Source organism: Burkholderia aenigmatica (assembly GCF_902499175.1).
Taxonomy (GTDB): Bacteria; Pseudomonadota; Gammaproteobacteria; order Burkholderiales; family Burkholderiaceae; genus Burkholderia; species Burkholderia aenigmatica.
Genome location: NZ_CABVQC010000026.1, coordinates 59,425 through 76,084, shown reverse-complemented (window position 1 = coordinate 76,084; position 16,660 = coordinate 59,425). Strand labels below are relative to the sequence as shown.

At 65.2% G+C, this 16,660-nt stretch carries 15 protein-coding genes; 6 read left to right on the top strand and 9 right to left on the bottom strand.

The window, feature by feature from the left end; genetic code table 11:
* Positions 1-93: 93 nt before the first annotated feature.
* The 3 genes from pnp to BDO18943_RS19875 all read right to left on the bottom strand — a co-directional run bounded on the left by pnp (position 94) and on the right by BDO18943_RS19875 (position 4,168).
* Positions 94-2,241, bottom strand: coding sequence for a polyribonucleotide nucleotidyltransferase (pnp, locus tag BDO18943_RS19885; RefSeq protein WP_175023705.1), 2,148 nt, complete (start codon positions 2,239-2,241; stop codon positions 94-96).
* Positions 2,242-2,531: 290 nt separating this feature from the next.
* On the bottom strand, positions 2,532-2,801 hold the full coding sequence (gene rpsO / locus BDO18943_RS19880) for a 30S ribosomal protein S15 (RefSeq protein WP_043188860.1): 270 nt from the start codon (positions 2,799-2,801) through the stop codon (positions 2,532-2,534).
* Positions 2,802-2,908: 107 nt separating this feature from the next.
* Positions 2,909-4,168 (bottom strand): branched-chain amino acid ABC transporter substrate-binding protein, encoded by a 1,260-nt coding sequence (locus BDO18943_RS19875; protein ID WP_175023704.1) that lies wholly within the window; start codon positions 4,166-4,168, stop codon positions 2,909-2,911.
* Between the two features lie 168 nt (positions 4,169-4,336).
* Here BDO18943_RS19875 and BDO18943_RS19870 point away from each other — a divergent pair, with 168 nt between their 5' ends.
* From BDO18943_RS19870 to BDO18943_RS19860, 3 genes are all read left to right on the top strand, one after another.
* Entirely contained in the window at positions 4,337-4,849 is a 513-nt protein-coding gene (locus BDO18943_RS19870; protein WP_043188863.1) for a hypothetical protein, read from the top strand.
* Positions 4,850-5,232: 383 nt separating this feature from the next.
* The gene (locus BDO18943_RS19865) at positions 5,233-5,874 is read left to right on the top strand and encodes a carbonic anhydrase (RefSeq protein WP_043188864.1); all 642 of its coding nucleotides are present in this window, start codon (positions 5,233-5,235) and stop codon (positions 5,872-5,874) included.
* A 38-nt stretch (positions 5,875-5,912) separates the two neighbouring features.
* Complete coding sequence (locus tag BDO18943_RS19860; RefSeq protein WP_175023703.1) at positions 5,913-7,463, top strand: SulP family inorganic anion transporter; 1,551 nt, start codon at positions 5,913-5,915, stop codon at positions 7,461-7,463.
* Positions 7,464-7,535: 72 nt separating this feature from the next.
* Here the strand turns inward: BDO18943_RS19860 and BDO18943_RS19855 are convergent, their stop codons facing one another.
* The 6 genes from BDO18943_RS19855 to BDO18943_RS19830 form a co-directional block, all read right to left on the bottom strand.
* Positions 7,536-9,080, bottom strand: a complete 1,545-nt coding sequence (locus tag BDO18943_RS19855) for a 2-isopropylmalate synthase (protein ID WP_043188868.1) — start codon at positions 9,078-9,080, stop codon at positions 7,536-7,538.
* A 315-nt stretch (positions 9,081-9,395) separates the two neighbouring features.
* Positions 9,396-10,262, bottom strand: a complete 867-nt coding sequence (gene pssA, locus BDO18943_RS19850) for a CDP-diacylglycerol--serine O-phosphatidyltransferase (RefSeq protein ID WP_043188870.1) — start codon at positions 10,260-10,262, stop codon at positions 9,396-9,398.
* A 15-nt stretch (positions 10,263-10,277) separates the two neighbouring features.
* The gene (locus BDO18943_RS19845; RefSeq protein ID WP_011352710.1) at positions 10,278-10,922 is read right to left on the bottom strand and encodes a phosphatidylserine decarboxylase; all 645 of its coding nucleotides are present in this window, start codon (positions 10,920-10,922) and stop codon (positions 10,278-10,280) included.
* Positions 10,923-11,049: 127 nt separating this feature from the next.
* Entirely contained in the window at positions 11,050-12,066 is a 1,017-nt protein-coding gene (ilvC, locus tag BDO18943_RS19840; RefSeq protein WP_043188872.1) for a ketol-acid reductoisomerase, read from the bottom strand.
* Positions 12,067-12,161: 95 nt separating this feature from the next.
* On the bottom strand, positions 12,162-12,653 hold the full coding sequence (gene ilvN / locus BDO18943_RS19835) for an acetolactate synthase small subunit (RefSeq protein WP_011352712.1): 492 nt from the start codon (positions 12,651-12,653) through the stop codon (positions 12,162-12,164).
* 111 nt (positions 12,654-12,764) lie between these two features.
* The gene (locus tag BDO18943_RS19830) at positions 12,765-14,528 is read right to left on the bottom strand and encodes an acetolactate synthase 3 catalytic subunit (RefSeq protein ID WP_043188873.1); all 1,764 of its coding nucleotides are present in this window, start codon (positions 14,526-14,528) and stop codon (positions 12,765-12,767) included.
* 354 nt (positions 14,529-14,882) lie between these two features.
* Here BDO18943_RS19830 and BDO18943_RS19825 point away from each other — a divergent pair, with 354 nt between their 5' ends.
* Genes BDO18943_RS19825 through BDO18943_RS19815 form a run of 3 tightly spaced genes read left to right on the top strand, consistent with a single transcriptional unit; the run spans position 14,883 to position 16,656 of the window.
* A complete protein-coding gene (locus BDO18943_RS19825) occupies positions 14,883-15,446 on the top strand; it encodes an RNA polymerase sigma factor (RefSeq protein WP_043188875.1) in 564 nt (187 codons plus the stop codon).
* Positions 15,443-15,868, top strand: coding sequence for a DUF3619 family protein (locus BDO18943_RS19820; protein WP_043188876.1), 426 nt, complete (start codon positions 15,443-15,445; stop codon positions 15,866-15,868). Before BDO18943_RS19825 ends, BDO18943_RS19820 begins: the two co-directional genes overlap by 4 nt.
* A gap of 26 nt (positions 15,869-15,894) precedes the next feature.
* Positions 15,895-16,656 carry a DUF3106 domain-containing protein gene (locus tag BDO18943_RS19815; RefSeq protein WP_175023702.1) on the top strand — a complete coding sequence of 254 codons (762 nt, stop codon included), beginning with the start codon at positions 15,895-15,897 and terminating at the stop codon, positions 16,654-16,656.
* The last annotated feature ends 4 nt before the right edge of the window (positions 16,657-16,660 follow it).

The window sequence follows — 16,660 nt, the reverse complement described above, 5'->3', positions numbered from 1 at the left end:
GCGCCTGACCGGCGCTGCTGCGCCGCACAACGATGCTACAGAAAAAACGGCCGGCACGCTTTCGCACTGCCGGCCGTTGGTCCGCCTGTCCGCTTACTGCTGCGGCGGCGTGTCCGACTGCGACGCCGCCGCTGCTTCATTCAGCAGCGCCTTCGCCGACAGACGCACACGACCCTTTTCGTCCGTCTGGATGACCTTGACCTTCACTTGCTGGCCTTCCTTCAGGTAGTCGTTGATGTCCTTCACACGCTCGTTGACGATTTCCGAGATGTGCAGCAGGCCATCCTTGCCCGGCAGCAGGTTCACGATCGCGCCGAAATCGAGCAGCTTCAGAACCGTGCCTTCGTACACCTGGCCGACTTCGATTTCTGCCGTGATGTTCTCGATGCGCTTCTTGGCTTCGGCCATGCCGTCGCTGTTCGTGCTCGCGATCGTCACGACGCCGTCGTCGGAGATGTCGATGGTCGTGCCGGTTTCTTCCGTCAGCGCGCGGATCACCGAACCGCCCTTGCCGATCACGTCGCGGATCTTTTCCGGGTTGATCTTGATCGTGATCATGCGCGGCGCGAATTCCGACAGTTGCGTGTTCGCACCCGAGACCGCCGACGTCATCTTGCCGAGGATGTGCATGCGGCCTTCCTTCGCTTGCGCGAGCGCGACCTGCATGATTTCCTTCGTGATGCCCTGGATCTTGATGTCCATCTGCAGTGCCGTCACGCCTTGCTCCGTGCCGGCCACCTTGAAGTCCATGTCGCCGAGGTGATCTTCGTCGCCGAGGATGTCGGTCAGCACCGCGAACTTGTTGCCTTCGAGGATCAGGCCCATCGCGATACCCGCGACGTGCGCCTTCATCGGCACGCCGGCGTCCATCAGTGCGAGGCAGCCGCCGCACACCGACGCCATCGACGACGAACCGTTCGATTCGGTGATTTCCGACACGACGCGGATCGAGTAGCCGAATTCATCGGCGCTCGGCAGGCACTTGACCAGCGCGCGCTTCGCGAGGCGGCCGTGGCCGATTTCGCGGCGCTTCGGCGAGCCGACGCGGCCCGTTTCGCCGGTCGCGAACGGGGGCATGTTGTAGTGGAGCATGAAGCGCTCGCGGTACTCGCCTTCGAGCGCGTCGATGATCTGCTCGTCACCCTTCGTGCCGAGCGTCGCGACAACCAGCGCCTGCGTCTCGCCGCGCGTGAACAGCGCCGAGCCGTGGGTACGCGGCAGCACGCCGGTGCGGATCTCGATCGGGCGCACGGTGCGCGTGTCGCGGCCGTCGATACGCGGCTCGCCGTTCAGGATCTGCGAACGGACGATCTTGGCTTCGATGTCGAACAGCACGTTGCCGACCGTTGCCTTGTCGGCTGCGACCGTACCGGCTGCCAGCGCATCTTCCTCGAGCTTCGCCGAGGTTGCTGCGTAGACTTCCTTCAGCTTCGCCGAACGTGCCTGCTTGTCGCGGAGCTGGTAAGCAGCGAGCAGTTCGTTCTGTGCCAGCTCGGTCACGCGCGCGATCAGCGCTTCGTTCTTCGGTGCCGGCTGCCAGTCCCACTCAGGCTTGCCGCCTTCGCGCACCAGTTCGTGGATCGCGTCAATCGCGACCTGCATTTGCTCGTGGCCGAACACCACGGCGCCCAGCATCACGTCTTCCGACAGTTGATCGGCTTCCGATTCGACCATCAGCACCGCACGTTCCGTACCGGCGACGACGAGGTCGAGGCTCGATGCCTTGATCTGGTCACGCGTCGGGTTCAGCACGTACGCGTTGTCGATGTAGGCCACGCGAGCGGCACCGACCGGGCCGTTGAACGGCAGGCCCGACACGGCGAGCGCAGCCGATGCGCCGATCAGCGCGGGGATGTCCGCCGGGATTTCCGGGTTCACCGACAGCACGTGAATCACGACCTGGACTTCGTTGTAGAAGCCTTCCGGGAACAGCGGGCGCAGCGGACGGTCGATCAGGCGCGACGTCAGCGTCTCATGCTCCGACGGACGGCCTTCGCGGCGGAAGAAGCCGCCCGGGATCTTGCCGGCCGAGTAGGTCTTCTCGAGGTAGTCGACGGTCAGCGGGAAGAAATCCTGACCCGGCTTCGCCGACTTCGCGCCGACGACGGTTGCCAGCACGACGGTGTCTTCGACGTCGACGATCACCGCACCGCTCGCCTGGCGAGCGACTTCACCGGTTTCGAGGCGCACCTTGTGCTGACCCCACTGGAATTCCTTCACGACCTTGTTGAACATGGACATGGTTGCTCCTTTGAATTCATGCATTTCATTCGCCGCGCCGGCCATCCAGCACGGCGGCGTCCCGACCGAATCACCCGGAGCAAGGTGTGTTTTTTATGCCATTCCAGCGCGGCGCTCATGCAGCGACGCGCTGGAATGACACAAATCCTGCCCCGGTATCAGTCGTTGCGGCAGCCCCGCACGAACGTGCCGGACAGCCTGCGATGCGTGTGACGCTACGCACCGCGCAAAAACAAAATGCCTGTATCAGCGGACTGACACAGGCATCTTGCTGGCGGCAATCGCCTCGATTACTTACGCAGACCCAGCTTCTCGATCAGTGCGCGGTAACGGTCGGCATCCTTGCCCTTGAGGTAGTCGAGCAGCTTGCGGCGGCGGCTCACCATGCGCAGCAGGCCGCGGCGGCTGTGGTGATCCTTCGCGTGGGTCTTGAAGTGACCCGTCAGTTCGACGATACGTGCGGTCAGCAGAGCGACCTGGACTTCGGGCGACCCCGTGTCGTTGGTAGCGCGGGCGAACTGAGCAACGACTTCCGACTTCTTGATATCTGCAACAGACATGTGATTTCCTTTCTAACTGAACAGGCGGACACGGAAGAATGGCCGTGCCGTGACTTACAACCGGCGCGCATTGTAGCACAACTCCGCGCCGTTCTTACCGCCCCCTGTCACGGGCGCGTCATCGAGCACGTGGACGGCATCTCCGTGCGTTGCGCCGGCACCGCGAGCACCGTCCGGAAGCCGTAGCCCGAACCCTCGTTGTCGAAGCGCACGCCCGGCGTGCCGACCTTGTCCATCTCCATTACATAAAGGGGCTGGATCAACTGGTGATCCTGCGCGCGCATCCGCGACGCGTGGAAGCCGTCGTCGAACGACAAGCCCTCAAGCGCACGCGCAACCGCGACGGGGTCGGCCGACCCCGCGCGGTTCATCGCGGCGGCCAGCATCTCGATCATCAGGCTCATCCGGCGCACCGGATAGTCGTCCTGGGCGGCCGGAAAACGGTTCCGGAACGCGCGGTAGAACGCATCGGATTTCGCGCCGCCCGCGTTCGGGTGCCAGTCCGCCACGGCCACGACCCGCCCGACACCGGCGTCGCCGAGTGCCGCCGGCGCGCCGAGGCTGTTGCCGTAGAACGTATAGAACTTCGCATTCAGCCCCTGCTCGCGCGCCGCCTTCACGAGCAGCGTGAGGTCGTTGCCCCAGTTGCCGGTCACGACGGCGTCGGCGCCGCTCGCGCGGATCTTCGCGATGTACGGCGAGAAATCCTTGATCCGGCCGATCGGGTGGAATTCGTCGCCTGCGATCGTCACATCCGGGCGCCGCGTGGCCAGCGCCTGCCGTGCGAGCGCGCTGACGTCGTGGCCGAAACTGTACTCCTGGTTCAGCAGGTAGACCTTGCGCAGCGCGCGATCGCGCGCCATCACGTCCGCGAGCGCGGCCATCCGCATGCCCGCGTGCGCATCGAAGCGGAAATGCCAGAAACTGCAGCGCGCGCCGGTCAGCGCCGGATCGTCGGCTGAATAGTTGAGGAACAGCATCCGGTTGTCCGGATCGCGCGCGTTCAGCTTGTCGAGTGCCACGACGAGCGCGGCCGCGACGGCCGAGCTGTTGCCCTGCGTGACGAACCCGATATGGCGGTCCGCGGCCGCGCGCAACTGCACGAGCGCCTCCTCGGGGCTGCCCTTGCTGTCGAGCACGACCAGTTCGAGCGGATGCGCGCCGTCGCGCAGCTTCACGCCGCCGGCCGCGTTGACCTGCTCGACGCCGAAGCGCAGGTTGCGCTCGACTGCCGCACCCGCGTTCGCGAACGGGCCTGACATCCCTTCGATCAACGCGATCCGCACCGGCTCGCCGCCGGCAAACGCGGACGACACCAGCATCCACCCCGCGCTCAACGCGAGCGCGCACCGCTTCCACCCCTGCATCGGCCACCTGCCCTTCAATCTGCCCGAGAAGCGCGGATCATAGGCCGGCGCCCGTGCCGCCCGCAAGCGCGACGGCGCTGGCGATCCGCACCGATTTTTTCCGCACGATGCGCGGCCGCGCGCCGTCCGTGATAAAACGGGACTTGTTTCCGTGTTCGGGAGAATCCCATGCGCATTCGCATTACCGCGCGCGTGCCGGTGCTGCTTGCCAGCGCTGCCGCGCTGCTGGCCGGTTGCGCGCAACCGTGGCAGCAATACCAGGCCGGCCAGGACGAGTCGGCGATCGTCGCGCGCATGGGCCCGCCGCGCGAGATCTACGACCTGCCCGGCGGCGGCAAGCGCCTGATGTGGCCGACCCAGCCGATGGGCGAAGTCACCGTCGCGGCCGACGTCGACGCGGCCCACAAGATCGTCAACGTACGCCAGGTCCTGCAGCCGAGCGAGTTCTATCGCGCGGAGATCGGCAAGTGGACGAAGACCGACGTCCTCGTCAACTTCGGACGCCCCGTCGAGACGTCCTACTTCCCGCTGATGAAGCGCGAGGTGTGGACCTACCGGTATCTCGAGGACAACGTCTGGTACATGATGTACAGCTTCTACTTCGATCCGCAGGGCATCCTGCGCATCACGCAGAAAACGCCCGACCCGCTGCACGACCCCGACCGCCGCAACCTGTTCTGACCGATTACGCATCGGCACGCAATTTTCAACATGGCCATTCACGAATCATTGCGTGAATGGCCATTTCGTTTTTTCCGCTCTTCTATTTAATTCGGCAAATACGACGGAAATCTTTTCCGATCGATGACAAGCCGATGGCAATACGCTGACACCCCCGTCATGCGGGCCTTTGCGCGGAAACAGGCACACGCCGAGCATGTCATGCGGCGAAATGGTGCACGCAATGCACTACGCCAAATCAATTTGAAACAAATTGTTTCAGCACCCCCGAAGTGCTAGGGCATACCCCTAATATCAGTCGAAACCAAACCTTTCAATTTAGAAAGAATGCCATTGCGTCATTTCTGCCGATATTCGTTTGCCTTTATCACAAAGGAGTCCTCATGAATCGCCCCAAGAGCATGCTGGTTGCCAACATCGCCTGGGCCCGCGAAACGCGCGAATACACGCCCGGCTTCTTCGACGCGCTCGCGCGCGGCCAGAACCCGCGCGTGCTGTGGATCGGCTGCGCCGACAGCCGCGTGCCGGCCGAAACCATCACGCATTGCGCACCCGGCGAGCTGTTCGTCCATCGCAACATCGCGAACCTGTTCCATCCCGACGACGACAATTCCGCCAGCGTGCTCGAGTACGCGGTGCGCGTGCTGCAGGTCGACCACGTGATCGTGTGCGGGCACTACGGATGCGGCGGCGTACGCGCATCGCTGCTGCCGCCGCCGTCCGACCTGCCGCACGTCGCACGCCGTATCGCGCCGCTCTGCGCGCTCGCGCGGCGCCATCGCGACACGCTGGACGGGCTCGACGACACGGCCGCCGCCGACCGCCTCGCCGAACTCAACGTGCTTGAACAGGTGCGGCTGCTGCGCACGTCCCCGATCGTGCAGGGCCGCGAACGGCCGCCGCTCGTGCATGGCTGGATCTTTTCGCTCGCCGACGGCCGCCTGCTGGAGCTCGATTCCGGCTACACGACTCAGCCCGTCGACGTCGAACCGGCGCAGGCCGCGACGGCTGACGCGCTCGGCTGACCCACCCCGCCCCCCAAGCCAATGAAATCGCCCCAACCATGAAACTGAACGAGCGCCTGTCCACCCTGCCGCGCGACATCGTCGCCGGCGTCGTCGTTTTCCTCGTCGCGCTGCCGCTGTGCCTCGGCATCGCCAATGCATCCGGCGTCGAACCGTTCGCCGGGCTCGTGTCCGGCATCGTCGGCGGGATCGTCGTCGCACTGCTGAGCGGCTCGTCGCTGTCCGTCAGCGGGCCGGCCGCCGGCCTCGTCGTGATCGTCGTCGAAGGGATCGCCCAACTCGGCAGCTTTTCCGCGTTCCTGCTCGCGGTCCTGCTGTCCGGCGTACTGCAGTTCGGGTTCGGCATGCTGCGCGCCGGCCGCTTCGCGGCCTACGTGCCGTCGCCCGTCATCAAGGGCATGCTCGCCGCAATCGGCCTGCTGCTGATCTTGAAGCAGGTTCCGTTCGCGTTCGGTATCGGCGGCTCGACCGCGCAATCGTTTGCGAGCTGGCCAGGCCTGCCGGTCGCGTGGGCCGCCACGGCCATCGCGCTCGCCTCGCTCGCGCTGCTGGTCGCGTGGGACACGCCCGCGCTGCGTCGCTTCGCGCTGGTGCGCTCGGTGCCGGCCCCGCTCGCGGTGGTCGTGCTGGGTATCGGCGCCACGCTGGTGCTGAGCGTCGTCGCACCGTCGGTCGCGCCGGGCGCCGCCCATCGCGTGACGCTGCCCGAACTCGGATCGTTCGCGGCCTTCGCGGCGTCGCTCAAGCATGCGGAGCTCGGGCCGAACTTCGCGCAGCTCGTCAATCCCGACTTGTGGCGCGTCGCGATCACGCTTGCGGTCGTCGCGAGTCTCGAGACGCTGCTGAGCCTCGAAGCGGTCGAGCAGATCGACCCGAAGCGCCGGCCGACCCAGCCCGATCGCGAGCTCAAGGCCCAGGGCGTCGGCAATCTCGTCGCGGGCGCGGTCGGCGGGCTGCCGATCACGTCGGTGATCGTGCGCAGCTCGGTGAACGTCAATGCGGGCGCACAGAGCCGGATGTCGGCGATCGTCCACGGGATGCTGCTGCTCGCGAGCGTGTTCGCGCTCACCGGCCTGATCAACCTGATCCCGCTCGCGAGCCTGGCCGCGATCCTGATCCACACCGGCTTCAAGCTCGCGAAACCGGCCCTGTTCCGCGCGGTGATGAAACAGGGCCCGGCCGCGTTCGTGCCGTTCGCCGCGACCATCGCCGGCGTACTCGCGGTCGACCTGCTGTTCGGCATCGCGCTCGGCCTCGCATGCAGCGTGCTGGCAGTCGCCGTCGCGAACCTGAAGAGCCCCGTCACGCTCGCGCAGCACGACGACCACTTCCTGCTGTCGTTCCGCAAGGACGTGTCGTTTCTCGGCAAGGTCCAGGTCAAGCACCACCTGCGGCACATTCCCGACCGGGCCGCGGTGATCATCGACGCGACGCGCGCCGACTACATCGATCACGACGTGCTCGAACTGCTCGACGCGTTCGTCGCCGATGCGCCGCGACGCGGCATCGCGGTCGAGCTCCGGCGGCGCAGCCCGGCGCCGCGCAAGGCGGCGCGCCGCTGGCTGTTCCGCGCGCCGGCCGCCGAATGAGCGGCGCATGAAAAAACGCCCCGGCGGCACAGGGCCGCACGGGGCGTTTCGGCGATGCGCAATGCGCGGCGCTTATGCGCGCTGCGGATTGAGCTTGTCGTCCTTCGAATGCAGCTTGTTCAGTGCGGAGATGTACGCCTTGGCGGACGCAGCGACGATGTCCGGATCGGTGCCGACGCCGTTGACGATCCGCCCGCTCTTCGACAGACGGACAGTCACCTCGCCCTGCGCCTGCGTACCGGTCGTGATCGCGTTCACCGAGTACAGCAGCAGCTCGGAACCGCTGCCGACTTCGCTCTCGATCGCATTGAACGTCGCATCGACCGGACCGTTGCCGCGGGCCTCGCCGGTCACTTCCTTGCCTTCGACCCCGAACACGACCTTCGCGTGCGGCTGCTCGCCCGTTTCCGAGTGCTGCGACAGCGACACGAACTTGAAGTGCTCCTGCTCGTGCGCGAGCGCCGATTCCTCGGACACGATCGCGATGATGTCCTCGTCGAAGATCTCGGCCTTGCGGTCGGCCAGATCCTTGAAGCGCATGAACGCGGCGTTCAATTCGCTTTCGCTGTCGAGCGACACGCCGAGCTCCTGCAGGCGCTGCTTGAACGCGTTACGACCCGACAGCTTGCCGAGCACGATCTTGTTCGCGGTCCAGCCCACGTCTTCCGCGCGCATGATCTCGTAGGTGTCGCGCGCCTTCAGCACGCCATCCTGGTGGATGCCCGATGCGTGCGCGAACGCGTTCGCGCCGACCACCGCCTTGTTCGGCTGCACGACGAACCCGGTGATCTGCGACACGAGCTTCGACGTCGGCACGATCTGCGACGTGTCGATGCCGACGTCGAGACCGAAGTAGTCCTTGCGCGTCTTCACGGCCATCACGATTTCTTCAAGCGACGTGTTGCCCGCGCGCTCGCCGAGACCGTTGATCGTGCACTCGACCTGACGCGCACCGCCGATCTTCACGCCGGCGAGCGAGTTCGCAACGGCCATCCCGAGGTCGTTATGGCAGTGCACGGAGAAGATCGCCTTGTCCGAGTTCGGAATGCGTTCGCGCAGCGTCTTCACGAGGTTGCCGTAGAGCTCCGGCACGCCATAGCCGACCGTGTCGGCGATGTTGATCGTCGTTGCGCCTTCGGCGATCACGGCTTCCAGCACGCGGCACAGGAAGTCGAGATCCGAACGGCTGCCGTCTTCCGGCGAGAATTCGACGTTATCGGTGAACTTGCGCGCGAAGCGCACCGCGAGACGCGCCTGCTCGAACACCTGGTCCGGCGTCATGCGCAGCTTCTTCTCCATGTGCAGCGGCGACGTCGCGATGAACGTGTGGATCCGCGCGCTGTTGGCCGGCTTCAGCGCGTCGGCCGCACGCTGGATGTCCTTGTCGTTGGCGCGCGCCAGCGAGCAGATCGTGCTGTCCTTCACGAGACCGGCGATCGTGTGGATCGCGTCGAAATCGCCGTTCGAGCTGGCCGCGAAGCCGGCCTCGATCACGTCGACCTTCATCCTCTCGAGATGCTTCGCGATGCGGATTTTCTCTTCCTTCGTCATCGACGCACCGGGCGATTGTTCACCGTCACGCAACGTCGTATCGAAAATGATCAGCTTGTCTGTCATGGGGGGCTCCAGGGCTCTTTATACGGAAATCAAACGTAATGAGATCGCGCCACCGCTGGCGACGCTCAACAACAGACGAGGCTTGACGGGGGGCGAGAACGGTCAGCGCGGCAGGCGCGCCAAAGCTAGCGCGCGTAGCGGCGCACCGGCTAGAAGGAGGGAGAGGCGGGGAAATGCGGTCATGCCGAAGACTATAGCGGCATTCCGCTGGGTGCGCAATCGGACGGCACCCGGGGCTTGCGGCGGCCCGGCTCGAAACAGGGGCAAAAGAAAACGGCGGCCTGGAGGCCGCCGTTTCCGGGCGAAAAACCCGCGTCAGTGATCGCGCTGCGACGAGCGCGCCGGATTCGCGCGCCCACGCACGGCCTGGTAGGCCCAGAACACGTAGCCGGACAGCCCGTACAGCACGAACAGGCAGAACAGCATCAGCGGCGGATCGGACGACACCAGCACGAACGCGACGACGACCAGCAGGATCGCCGCGAACGGCACGCGGTGCCGCACGTCGAGCGCCTTGCCGCTGTAGAACGGCGCGTTCGACACCATCGTCACGCCCGCGTAGATCGTCAGCGCGAACGCGACCCACGGCAGCCAGCCGAGCTTCATCGGCACGCGGTTGTCGGTGGCGAGCCACACGAAGCCGGCGATCAGCGCGGCGGCCGCCGGGCTCGGCAGCCCCTGGAAGAAACGCTTGTCGACGCTGCCGATGTTCGTGTTGAAACGCGCGAGCCGCAGCGCGGCGCCCGAGCAATAGACGAATGCGGCGAGCCAGCCCCAGCGGCCGAGATCCTTCAGCACCCACTCGTACATCACGAGCGCGGGCGCGACGCCGAACGACACCATGTCCGACAGGCTGTCGAACTGCTCGCCGAACGCGCTCTGCGTATGCGTCATGCGCGCGACGCGCCCGTCCATCCCGTCGAGCACCATCGCGACGAAAATCGCGATCGCGGCGATCTCGAAGCGCACGTTCATCGCCTGCACGACCGCGAAGAAGCCGCAGAACAGCGCAGCGGTCGTGAACGCGTTCGGCAGCAAATAGATGCCGCGCGTCTTCAGGAACCGCTGGCGTGCAGCCCGGCGGCTCTCGATGGGCACCGGATCGGGCGCCATCACCTTGTTACGGCGGAACGGGCGTGGCGTCTGGCCGTTGCGCGGCCGACGCGGTTTGAATGCGGCCATCGTGCGTCCCGCCGCTTACTGTTCGAGCTCGGCGAGGATCGTCGACGACGCGTAGACCTTCTCGCCGATCGACACCTTCGCGCGGCTGCCGAGCGGCAGGTACACGTCGACGCGCGAACCGAAGCGGATGAAACCGTAGCGCTGGCCGCGCGACAGCGGTTCGCCGGCGCGCACGTAGCAGAGGATCCGGCGTGCGACGAGGCCCGCGATCTGCACGGCGGTCACGGTCTTGCCGCTCGCCGTCTGGATCACGACCGCATTGCGTTCGTTTTCCGTCGACGCCTTGTCGATCGCCGCGTTCAGGAACGCGCCCGGGAAGTACTCGACCTTGGAGATCGCGCCATCGACCGGCGAACGCTGCGAATGGACGTTGAAGACATTCATGAACACGCTGATCTTCAGCGCTTCGCGGTTCGCGTACGGGTCCTGCGCGGTCTCGACCGCCACGATGCGGCCGTCTGCCGGGCACAGCACCGCATTCGGCTGCGCCGGGATCGGGCGCTGCGGATCGCGGAAGAACTGGACGACGAAGACGAGCAGCAGCCAGAACGGCCACGCGAAGCCGAAGCCCCCGACGGCATGGATCAACAGCGCGATGACGGCTGCAATCGCGATGAACGGCCAGCCTTCGCGCGCGATGATCGGATGAGGATAGTTCATGGGTTCGTTCGGTGTTCTCTGAATTGCAAAGCCCGTAGGATAGCAAAAGCCGCCCGGGGCACTGCTGCCTTCGGGCGGCTTTTTGGTACCGGCCCTCTATTCGAGGGGCCGGAACAGCTCACGGTGCTTAGTTCTTCGTCTGGTCGACGAGCTTGTTCTTCGCGATCCACGGCATCATTGCGCGCAGCTTCGAGCCGACCTGCTCGATCTGGTGCTCGGCCGTCAGGCGGCGGCGCGACTGCAGCGTCGGTGCGCCTGCCTTGTTCTCGAGAATGAAGCTCTTCGCGTACTCGCCCGTCTGGATGTCGGTCAGGCACTGCTTCATCGCCTTCTTCGTCTCTTCCGTGACGATGCGCGGGCCCGTCACGTACTCGCCGTACTCGGCGTTGTTCGAGATCGAGTAGTTCATGTTCGCGATGCCGCCTTCGTAGATCAGGTCGACGATCAGCTTCAGTTCGTGCAGGCACTCGAAGTACGCCATTTCCGGCGCGTAGCCTGCTTCGACCAGCGTCTCGAAGCCAGCCTTGATCAGCTCGACGGTACCGCCGCACAGCACGGCCTGCTCGCCGAACAGGTCGGTTTCGGTTTCTTCACGGAAGTTGGTTTCGATGATGCCTGCACGGCCGCCGCCGTTCGCTGCCGCGTACGACAGCGCGATGTCGCGTGCCGCGCCCGACTTGTTCTGCGCAACTGCGATCAGGTGCGGCACGCCGCCACCTTGCGAGTACGTGCCGCGAACCGTGTGGCCCGGTGCCTTCGGCGCGATCATGATCACGTCGAGGTCGGCGCGCGGGATCACCGCGCCGTAGTGGACGTTGAAGCCGTGCGCGAATGCCAGCGCCGCGCCCTGCTTGATGTTCGCGTGGACTTCCTTCGCGTACACGTCGGCGATCTGCTCGTCCGGCAGCAGCATCATCACGACGTCGGCGCCCTTCACCGCTTCCGCGACTTCCTTGACCGACAGGCCGGCGTTTTCGGCCTTGCTCCACGACGCGCCGCCCTTGCGCAGGCCGACCGTCACGTTCACGCCGCTGTCCTTCAGGTTCAGCGCGTGTGCATGGCCTTGCGAGCCGTAGCCGATGATCGTGACTTGCTTGCCCTTGATGAGGGAGAGGTCAGCGTCTTTGTCGTAGAAAACGTTCATGATGGTTCCTTCGCTAATTCAAAAATTCAACAATTCGTTCGGATGGAGTACTGCGGGCCGGGACATGACGGCGCACCCGGCGTGCCTGTCCGGCATCACACCTTCAGGATGCGCTCGCCGCGTCCGATGCCGGAGCTGCCGGTGCGCACGGTCTCTAGGATCGCGCCCGCGTCCAGCCCCTGGATGAATGCGTCGAGCTTGTCGCTCGCGCCCGTCAATTCGATCGTGTAGGTCTTTTCGGTCACGTCGATGATGCGGCCGCGGAAAATGTCCGCCATCCGCTTCATTTCTTCGCGCTCCTTGCCCACTGCACGTACCTTGATCAGCATCAGCTCGCGTTCGATGTGTGCACCGTCGGTCAGGTCCACCACTTTCACCACCTCGATCAGGCGGTTCAGATGCTTCGTGATCTGTTCGATCACGTCGTCGGAGCCAATGGAAACGATGGTGAGCCGCGACAGCGATTGGTCTTCGGTCGGCGCCACCGTCAAGGTTTCGATGTTGTAGCCGCGTGCGGAAAACAGACCGACGACGCGCGACAACGCGCCCGGTTCGTTCTCCAGCAGGACGGAAATGATGTGTCTCATGTTCGCTTCTTCCAGAATGTGTCCGTGTCGATTCACCCGCGCCGCGCGCCGCCGCATGCCGCTCCGCCCTTCGTGAAGGCGGGCCGCAGGGGCCGGGCGCGCGTCGCGCCGTTACAGATCTTCCGATCCGAGCAGCATCTCGGTGATGCCCTTGCCGGCCTGTACCATCGGCCAGACGTTTTCGGTCGGATCGGTCTGGAAGTCGAGAAACACGGTGCGGTCCTTCAGGCGCAGCGCTTCCTTCAGCGCCGGCTCCACATCCGAGGTCTTTTCGATCCGCATGCCGACGTGGCCGTATGCCTCGGCGAGCTTCACGAAATCAGGCAGCGCATCCATGTACGAATGCGAATAGCGCTTGCTGTATTCGATCTGCTGCCACTGGCGGACCATGCCGAGATAGCGGTTGTTCAGCGAAATGATCTTCACGGGCGTGTCGTACTGCAGGCAGGTCGACAGTTCCTGGATGCACATCTGGATCGAGCCTTCGCCCGTGATGCACAGCACGTCGTCGTCCGGGTGCGCCATCTTGACGCCCATCGCTGCCGGCAGGCCGAAGCCCATCGTGCCGAGGCCGCCGGAGTTGATCCAGCGACGCGGCTTGTTGAAACGGTAGAACTGCGCCGCCCACATCTGGTGCTGGCCGACGTCCGAGCACACGAACGCATTGCCGTCCGTCAGCTCCCACGCCTTCTCCACCACGTACTGCGGCTTGATGATCTCGCTTTCGCGGTCGTACTTCAGGCAGTCCTTCGAGCGCCAGCCCTCGATGTCCTTCCACCATTGCGCGAGCGCCTCGGTGTCGGGGCCATGCTCGGCCGTCTGCAGCTGCTCGATCAGCTCCTTCAGCACTTCCTTCACGTCGCCGACGATCGGGATGTCGACCTTCACACGCTTCGAGATCGACGACGGGTCGATGTCGATGTGGATGATCTTGCGCGGACGCGACGCGAAGTGCGCCGGATCGCCGATCACGCGGTCGTCGAAGCGGGCACCGATCGCGATCAGCACGTCGCAGTGCTGCATCGCCATGTTCGCTTCGTAGGTGCCGTGCATGCCGAGCATGCCGAGGAATTTCTTGTCCGACGCGCGATAGCCGCCGAGGCCCATCAGCGTGTTCGTGACCGGGTAGCCGAGCAGGTCCGCGAACTGGTTCAGTTCACGCGACGCGTCGGCGAGGATGATGCCGCCACCCGTGTAGATGTACGGACGCTTTGCCGTCAGCAGCAGCGACACGGCCTTGCGGATCTGGCCCGAATGGCCCTTCGTGACGGGATTGTACGAACGCAGCGACACGCTCTTGACGGGCTCGTACTGGCACGGCGTCTTCGAGATGTCTTTCGGGATGTCGATCAGCACCGGGCCCGGACGGCCGGTGCGGGCAATATAGAACGCCTTCTTGACGGTTTCCGCGAGGTCGCGCACGTCCTTCACGAGGAAGTTGTGCTTCACGCACGGACGCGTGATGCCGACGGTGTCGCACTCCTGGAAGGCATCCTGGCCGATCGCGGCCGTGGGCACCTGGCCGCTGATCACGACCATCGGGATCGAATCCATGTACGCCGTGGCGATACCGGTCACCGCATTGGTGACACCGGGGCCGGACGTCACGAGACAGACGCCGACATTGCCGGTGGAACGCGCATACGCATCGGCTGCGTGCACGGCCGCCTGTTCGTGGCGCACCAGCACGTGCTGAATCTTGTCCTGCTTGTAAAGCTCGTCGTAGATGTAGAGTACCGAGCCGCCGGGGTAGCCCCAGATGAATTCGACGTTTTCATCGGCCAGTGCCTTCATGAGCACGGTACCGCCGATGGAGTCGCTATCGGGAGGGGAAAGGGGTTCCGACGTGGAGAATTCCGCGCTGGGCATGTTCATTTTGACCTTTCGAATTTTCGGCAAAAAATTGATCGGGTGCTCTCTGCCGGGCTTGTGGCTCGGGTTCAAGCGGCGCGTCCAGTTTGAAGGGCAGGCTTCTTGGGCCAGCCTCAAATGAGACCATCACTTCATGTTGCGAATCATTGACGATAGCGGGTCGCGATTGGGTCGTCAAGCAAAATATCCCGCAGCGCATCATGGGTACCGCCCGGCACCCGTCGCCGCGGCTCGCGCGCAACGTGCGGCGCCCAACCCGGTGCCAAGCGGCACGAAAATTTGATAGCATCCGCGGGTTTTACGAAATTTTTCGACCTTTTACACCACGCAGCGGTCCGCAGCGCATACCTTCACGGAATGGCATCAGACAAGGAACTCGCCGACTTTCTGGCGGGCGTCGAAAGGCGCGCGTTCAAGCAGGCTGCGTACGCCGTGCGTGACGACGATGCGTCGCTCGACATCGTGCAGGACGCGATGATCAAGCTTGCGGAGAAGTACGGCGACCGGCCGGCGGCCGAATTGCCGCTGCTTTTTCAGCGGATCCTGCAAAACGCGATCCACGACTGGTTCCGCCGGCAGAAAGTCCGCAACACGTGGGTCACGCTCTTCTCGTCGCTGAACAACACCGACGACGACGACTTCGACCCCCTCGAAACACTCGAATCCGCGAACGACAACGTGGGCGTCGAGAGCAGCGAGCACCGCCTCGAACGAGAGCAGGTTCTGGCCCTGATCGACGAAGAAATCCAGAAACTTCCGGCGCGTCAACGGGAAGCGTTCCTGATGCGTTATTGGGAAGATATGGATGTCGCCGAGACTGCCGCCGCAATGGGGTGCTCCGAGGGCAGCGTGAAGACGCACTGCTCGCGAGCCACCCATACGCTGGCGCACGCGCTCAAGGCCAAAGGAATCACGCTATGAGCTCCGCTCCCGCAAATCGAGAACACGAATTCGCGCTGAAGGTGCGCCGCGCGCTGGACGAGCGCGCGGCCGACCTGCCTGCCGCGACCACCGACCGTCTGGCCGTCGCCCGCCGGGCTGCGCTCGCGCGCAAGAAGCCCGAACCCGCGACCGTGCCGGTGTTCGTGCCGGCCTTCGCCGGCGCGGCCGGTGCGTACGGCACGGCGCCCGCGAGCCGCCCGCAGGCGTCGTTCGCGCGCCGCCTGCTGCGCGCGTGGCCGCTGGCGCTGCTGCTCGCGGGGCTCGTCGGCATCGCCTACTGGGAAGACATGCAGCGCACCGCCGAACTCGCCGACATCGACGCGGCGATGCTCAGCGACGACCTGCCGCTCAACGCGTATCTCGATCACGGGTTCAACGCGTATCTGTCGCGCGCTCACTAACAGACAATAACGAGGGGATCGTACGGGTGAGTCAGAAGCGCGGCCTGGCCGTATTTTTCGGATGCGTAATCGCGATCGCCGTTTCCTACGTCGCCACGTACCCACGATTCCACCCGGCCCCCGCGACGCCCGCCGCCGCGGCCAGCAGCCCTGTCGCGCCCGCCTCGGCTGCGACCGGGCTGACCACCGAACTCCCCCCGCTGCCCCTGCCGTTGCCGGCCGCTACCGGCCCGCTGTCGTGGGCGCGCCTCACGCCGGCACAGCACGCGGCACTCGCGCCGTTCGCCGACCAGTGGGACGGCTTCAGCGACGCCCGCAAGCGCAAATGGCTCAAGATCGCATCGCGTTTCGCGAAGTTGACGCCCGATGATCAAAAGCGCCTGCAGGACCGGATGACCGAATGGGCGCGGATGACGCCCGAGCAGCGCCGCGTCGCGCGCGAGAACTACCAGAGCGCGAAGGAGCTTTCCGCACAGGCGCGCGAGCGTGCGTGGAAGGCGTACCAGCAACTCCCCGAAGAGCAGAAGCAACGTCTCGCGGCCGCCGAGCGCCGCCGCCGGCCGAGCGTCGTCAGCGCACCGCCGACCGTCGCCGACCGTGACGTCCGCCGCCTCGTCAATTCGCACGAACACGCGGCAAGCGGCACAGCCACCGCACCGGCGCCCGTCTCGGCCGCCGCCGTCGCGCCGCCGGTGCCCGCGTCGTCGACGGCCGGCACCGCATCCGCACCGGCTGCCGTGGCGCCGGTGTCACCCGCCGACGCACCCTCGCTGTTCAAGGGCTCCTGAGCGC

Bases quoted from the DNA above. Each gene is read 5' to 3' on its own strand.
- pnp (WP_175023705.1), bottom strand. From the start codon at position 2,241: ATGTCCATGTTCAACAAGGTCGTGAAGGAATTCCAGTGGGGTCAGCAC.
- rpsO (WP_043188860.1), bottom strand. From the start codon at position 2,801: ATGTCTGTTGCAGATATCAAGAAGTCGGAAGTCGTTGCTCAGTTCGCC.
- BDO18943_RS19875 (WP_175023704.1), bottom strand. From the start codon at position 4,168: ATGCAGGGGTGGAAGCGGTGCGCGCTCGCGTTGAGCGCGGGGTGGATG.
- BDO18943_RS19870 (WP_043188863.1), top strand. From the start codon at position 4,337: ATGCGCATTCGCATTACCGCGCGCGTGCCGGTGCTGCTTGCCAGCGCT.
- BDO18943_RS19865 (WP_043188864.1), top strand. From the start codon at position 5,233: ATGAATCGCCCCAAGAGCATGCTGGTTGCCAACATCGCCTGGGCCCGC.
- BDO18943_RS19860 (WP_175023703.1), top strand. From the start codon at position 5,913: ATGAAACTGAACGAGCGCCTGTCCACCCTGCCGCGCGACATCGTCGCC.
- BDO18943_RS19855 (WP_043188868.1), bottom strand. From the start codon at position 9,080: ATGACAGACAAGCTGATCATTTTCGATACGACGTTGCGTGACGGTGAA.
- pssA (WP_043188870.1), bottom strand. From the start codon at position 10,262: ATGGCCGCATTCAAACCGCGTCGGCCGCGCAACGGCCAGACGCCACGC.
- BDO18943_RS19845 (WP_011352710.1), bottom strand. From the start codon at position 10,922: ATGAACTATCCTCATCCGATCATCGCGCGCGAAGGCTGGCCGTTCATC.
- ilvC (WP_043188872.1), bottom strand. From the start codon at position 12,066: ATGAACGTTTTCTACGACAAAGACGCTGACCTCTCCCTCATCAAGGGC.
- ilvN (WP_011352712.1), bottom strand. From the start codon at position 12,653: ATGAGACACATCATTTCCGTCCTGCTGGAGAACGAACCGGGCGCGTTG.
- BDO18943_RS19830 (WP_043188873.1), bottom strand. From the start codon at position 14,528: ATGAACATGCCCAGCGCGGAATTCTCCACGTCGGAACCCCTTTCCCCT.
- BDO18943_RS19825 (WP_043188875.1), top strand. From the start codon at position 14,883: ATGGCATCAGACAAGGAACTCGCCGACTTTCTGGCGGGCGTCGAAAGG.
- BDO18943_RS19820 (WP_043188876.1), top strand. From the start codon at position 15,443: ATGAGCTCCGCTCCCGCAAATCGAGAACACGAATTCGCGCTGAAGGTG.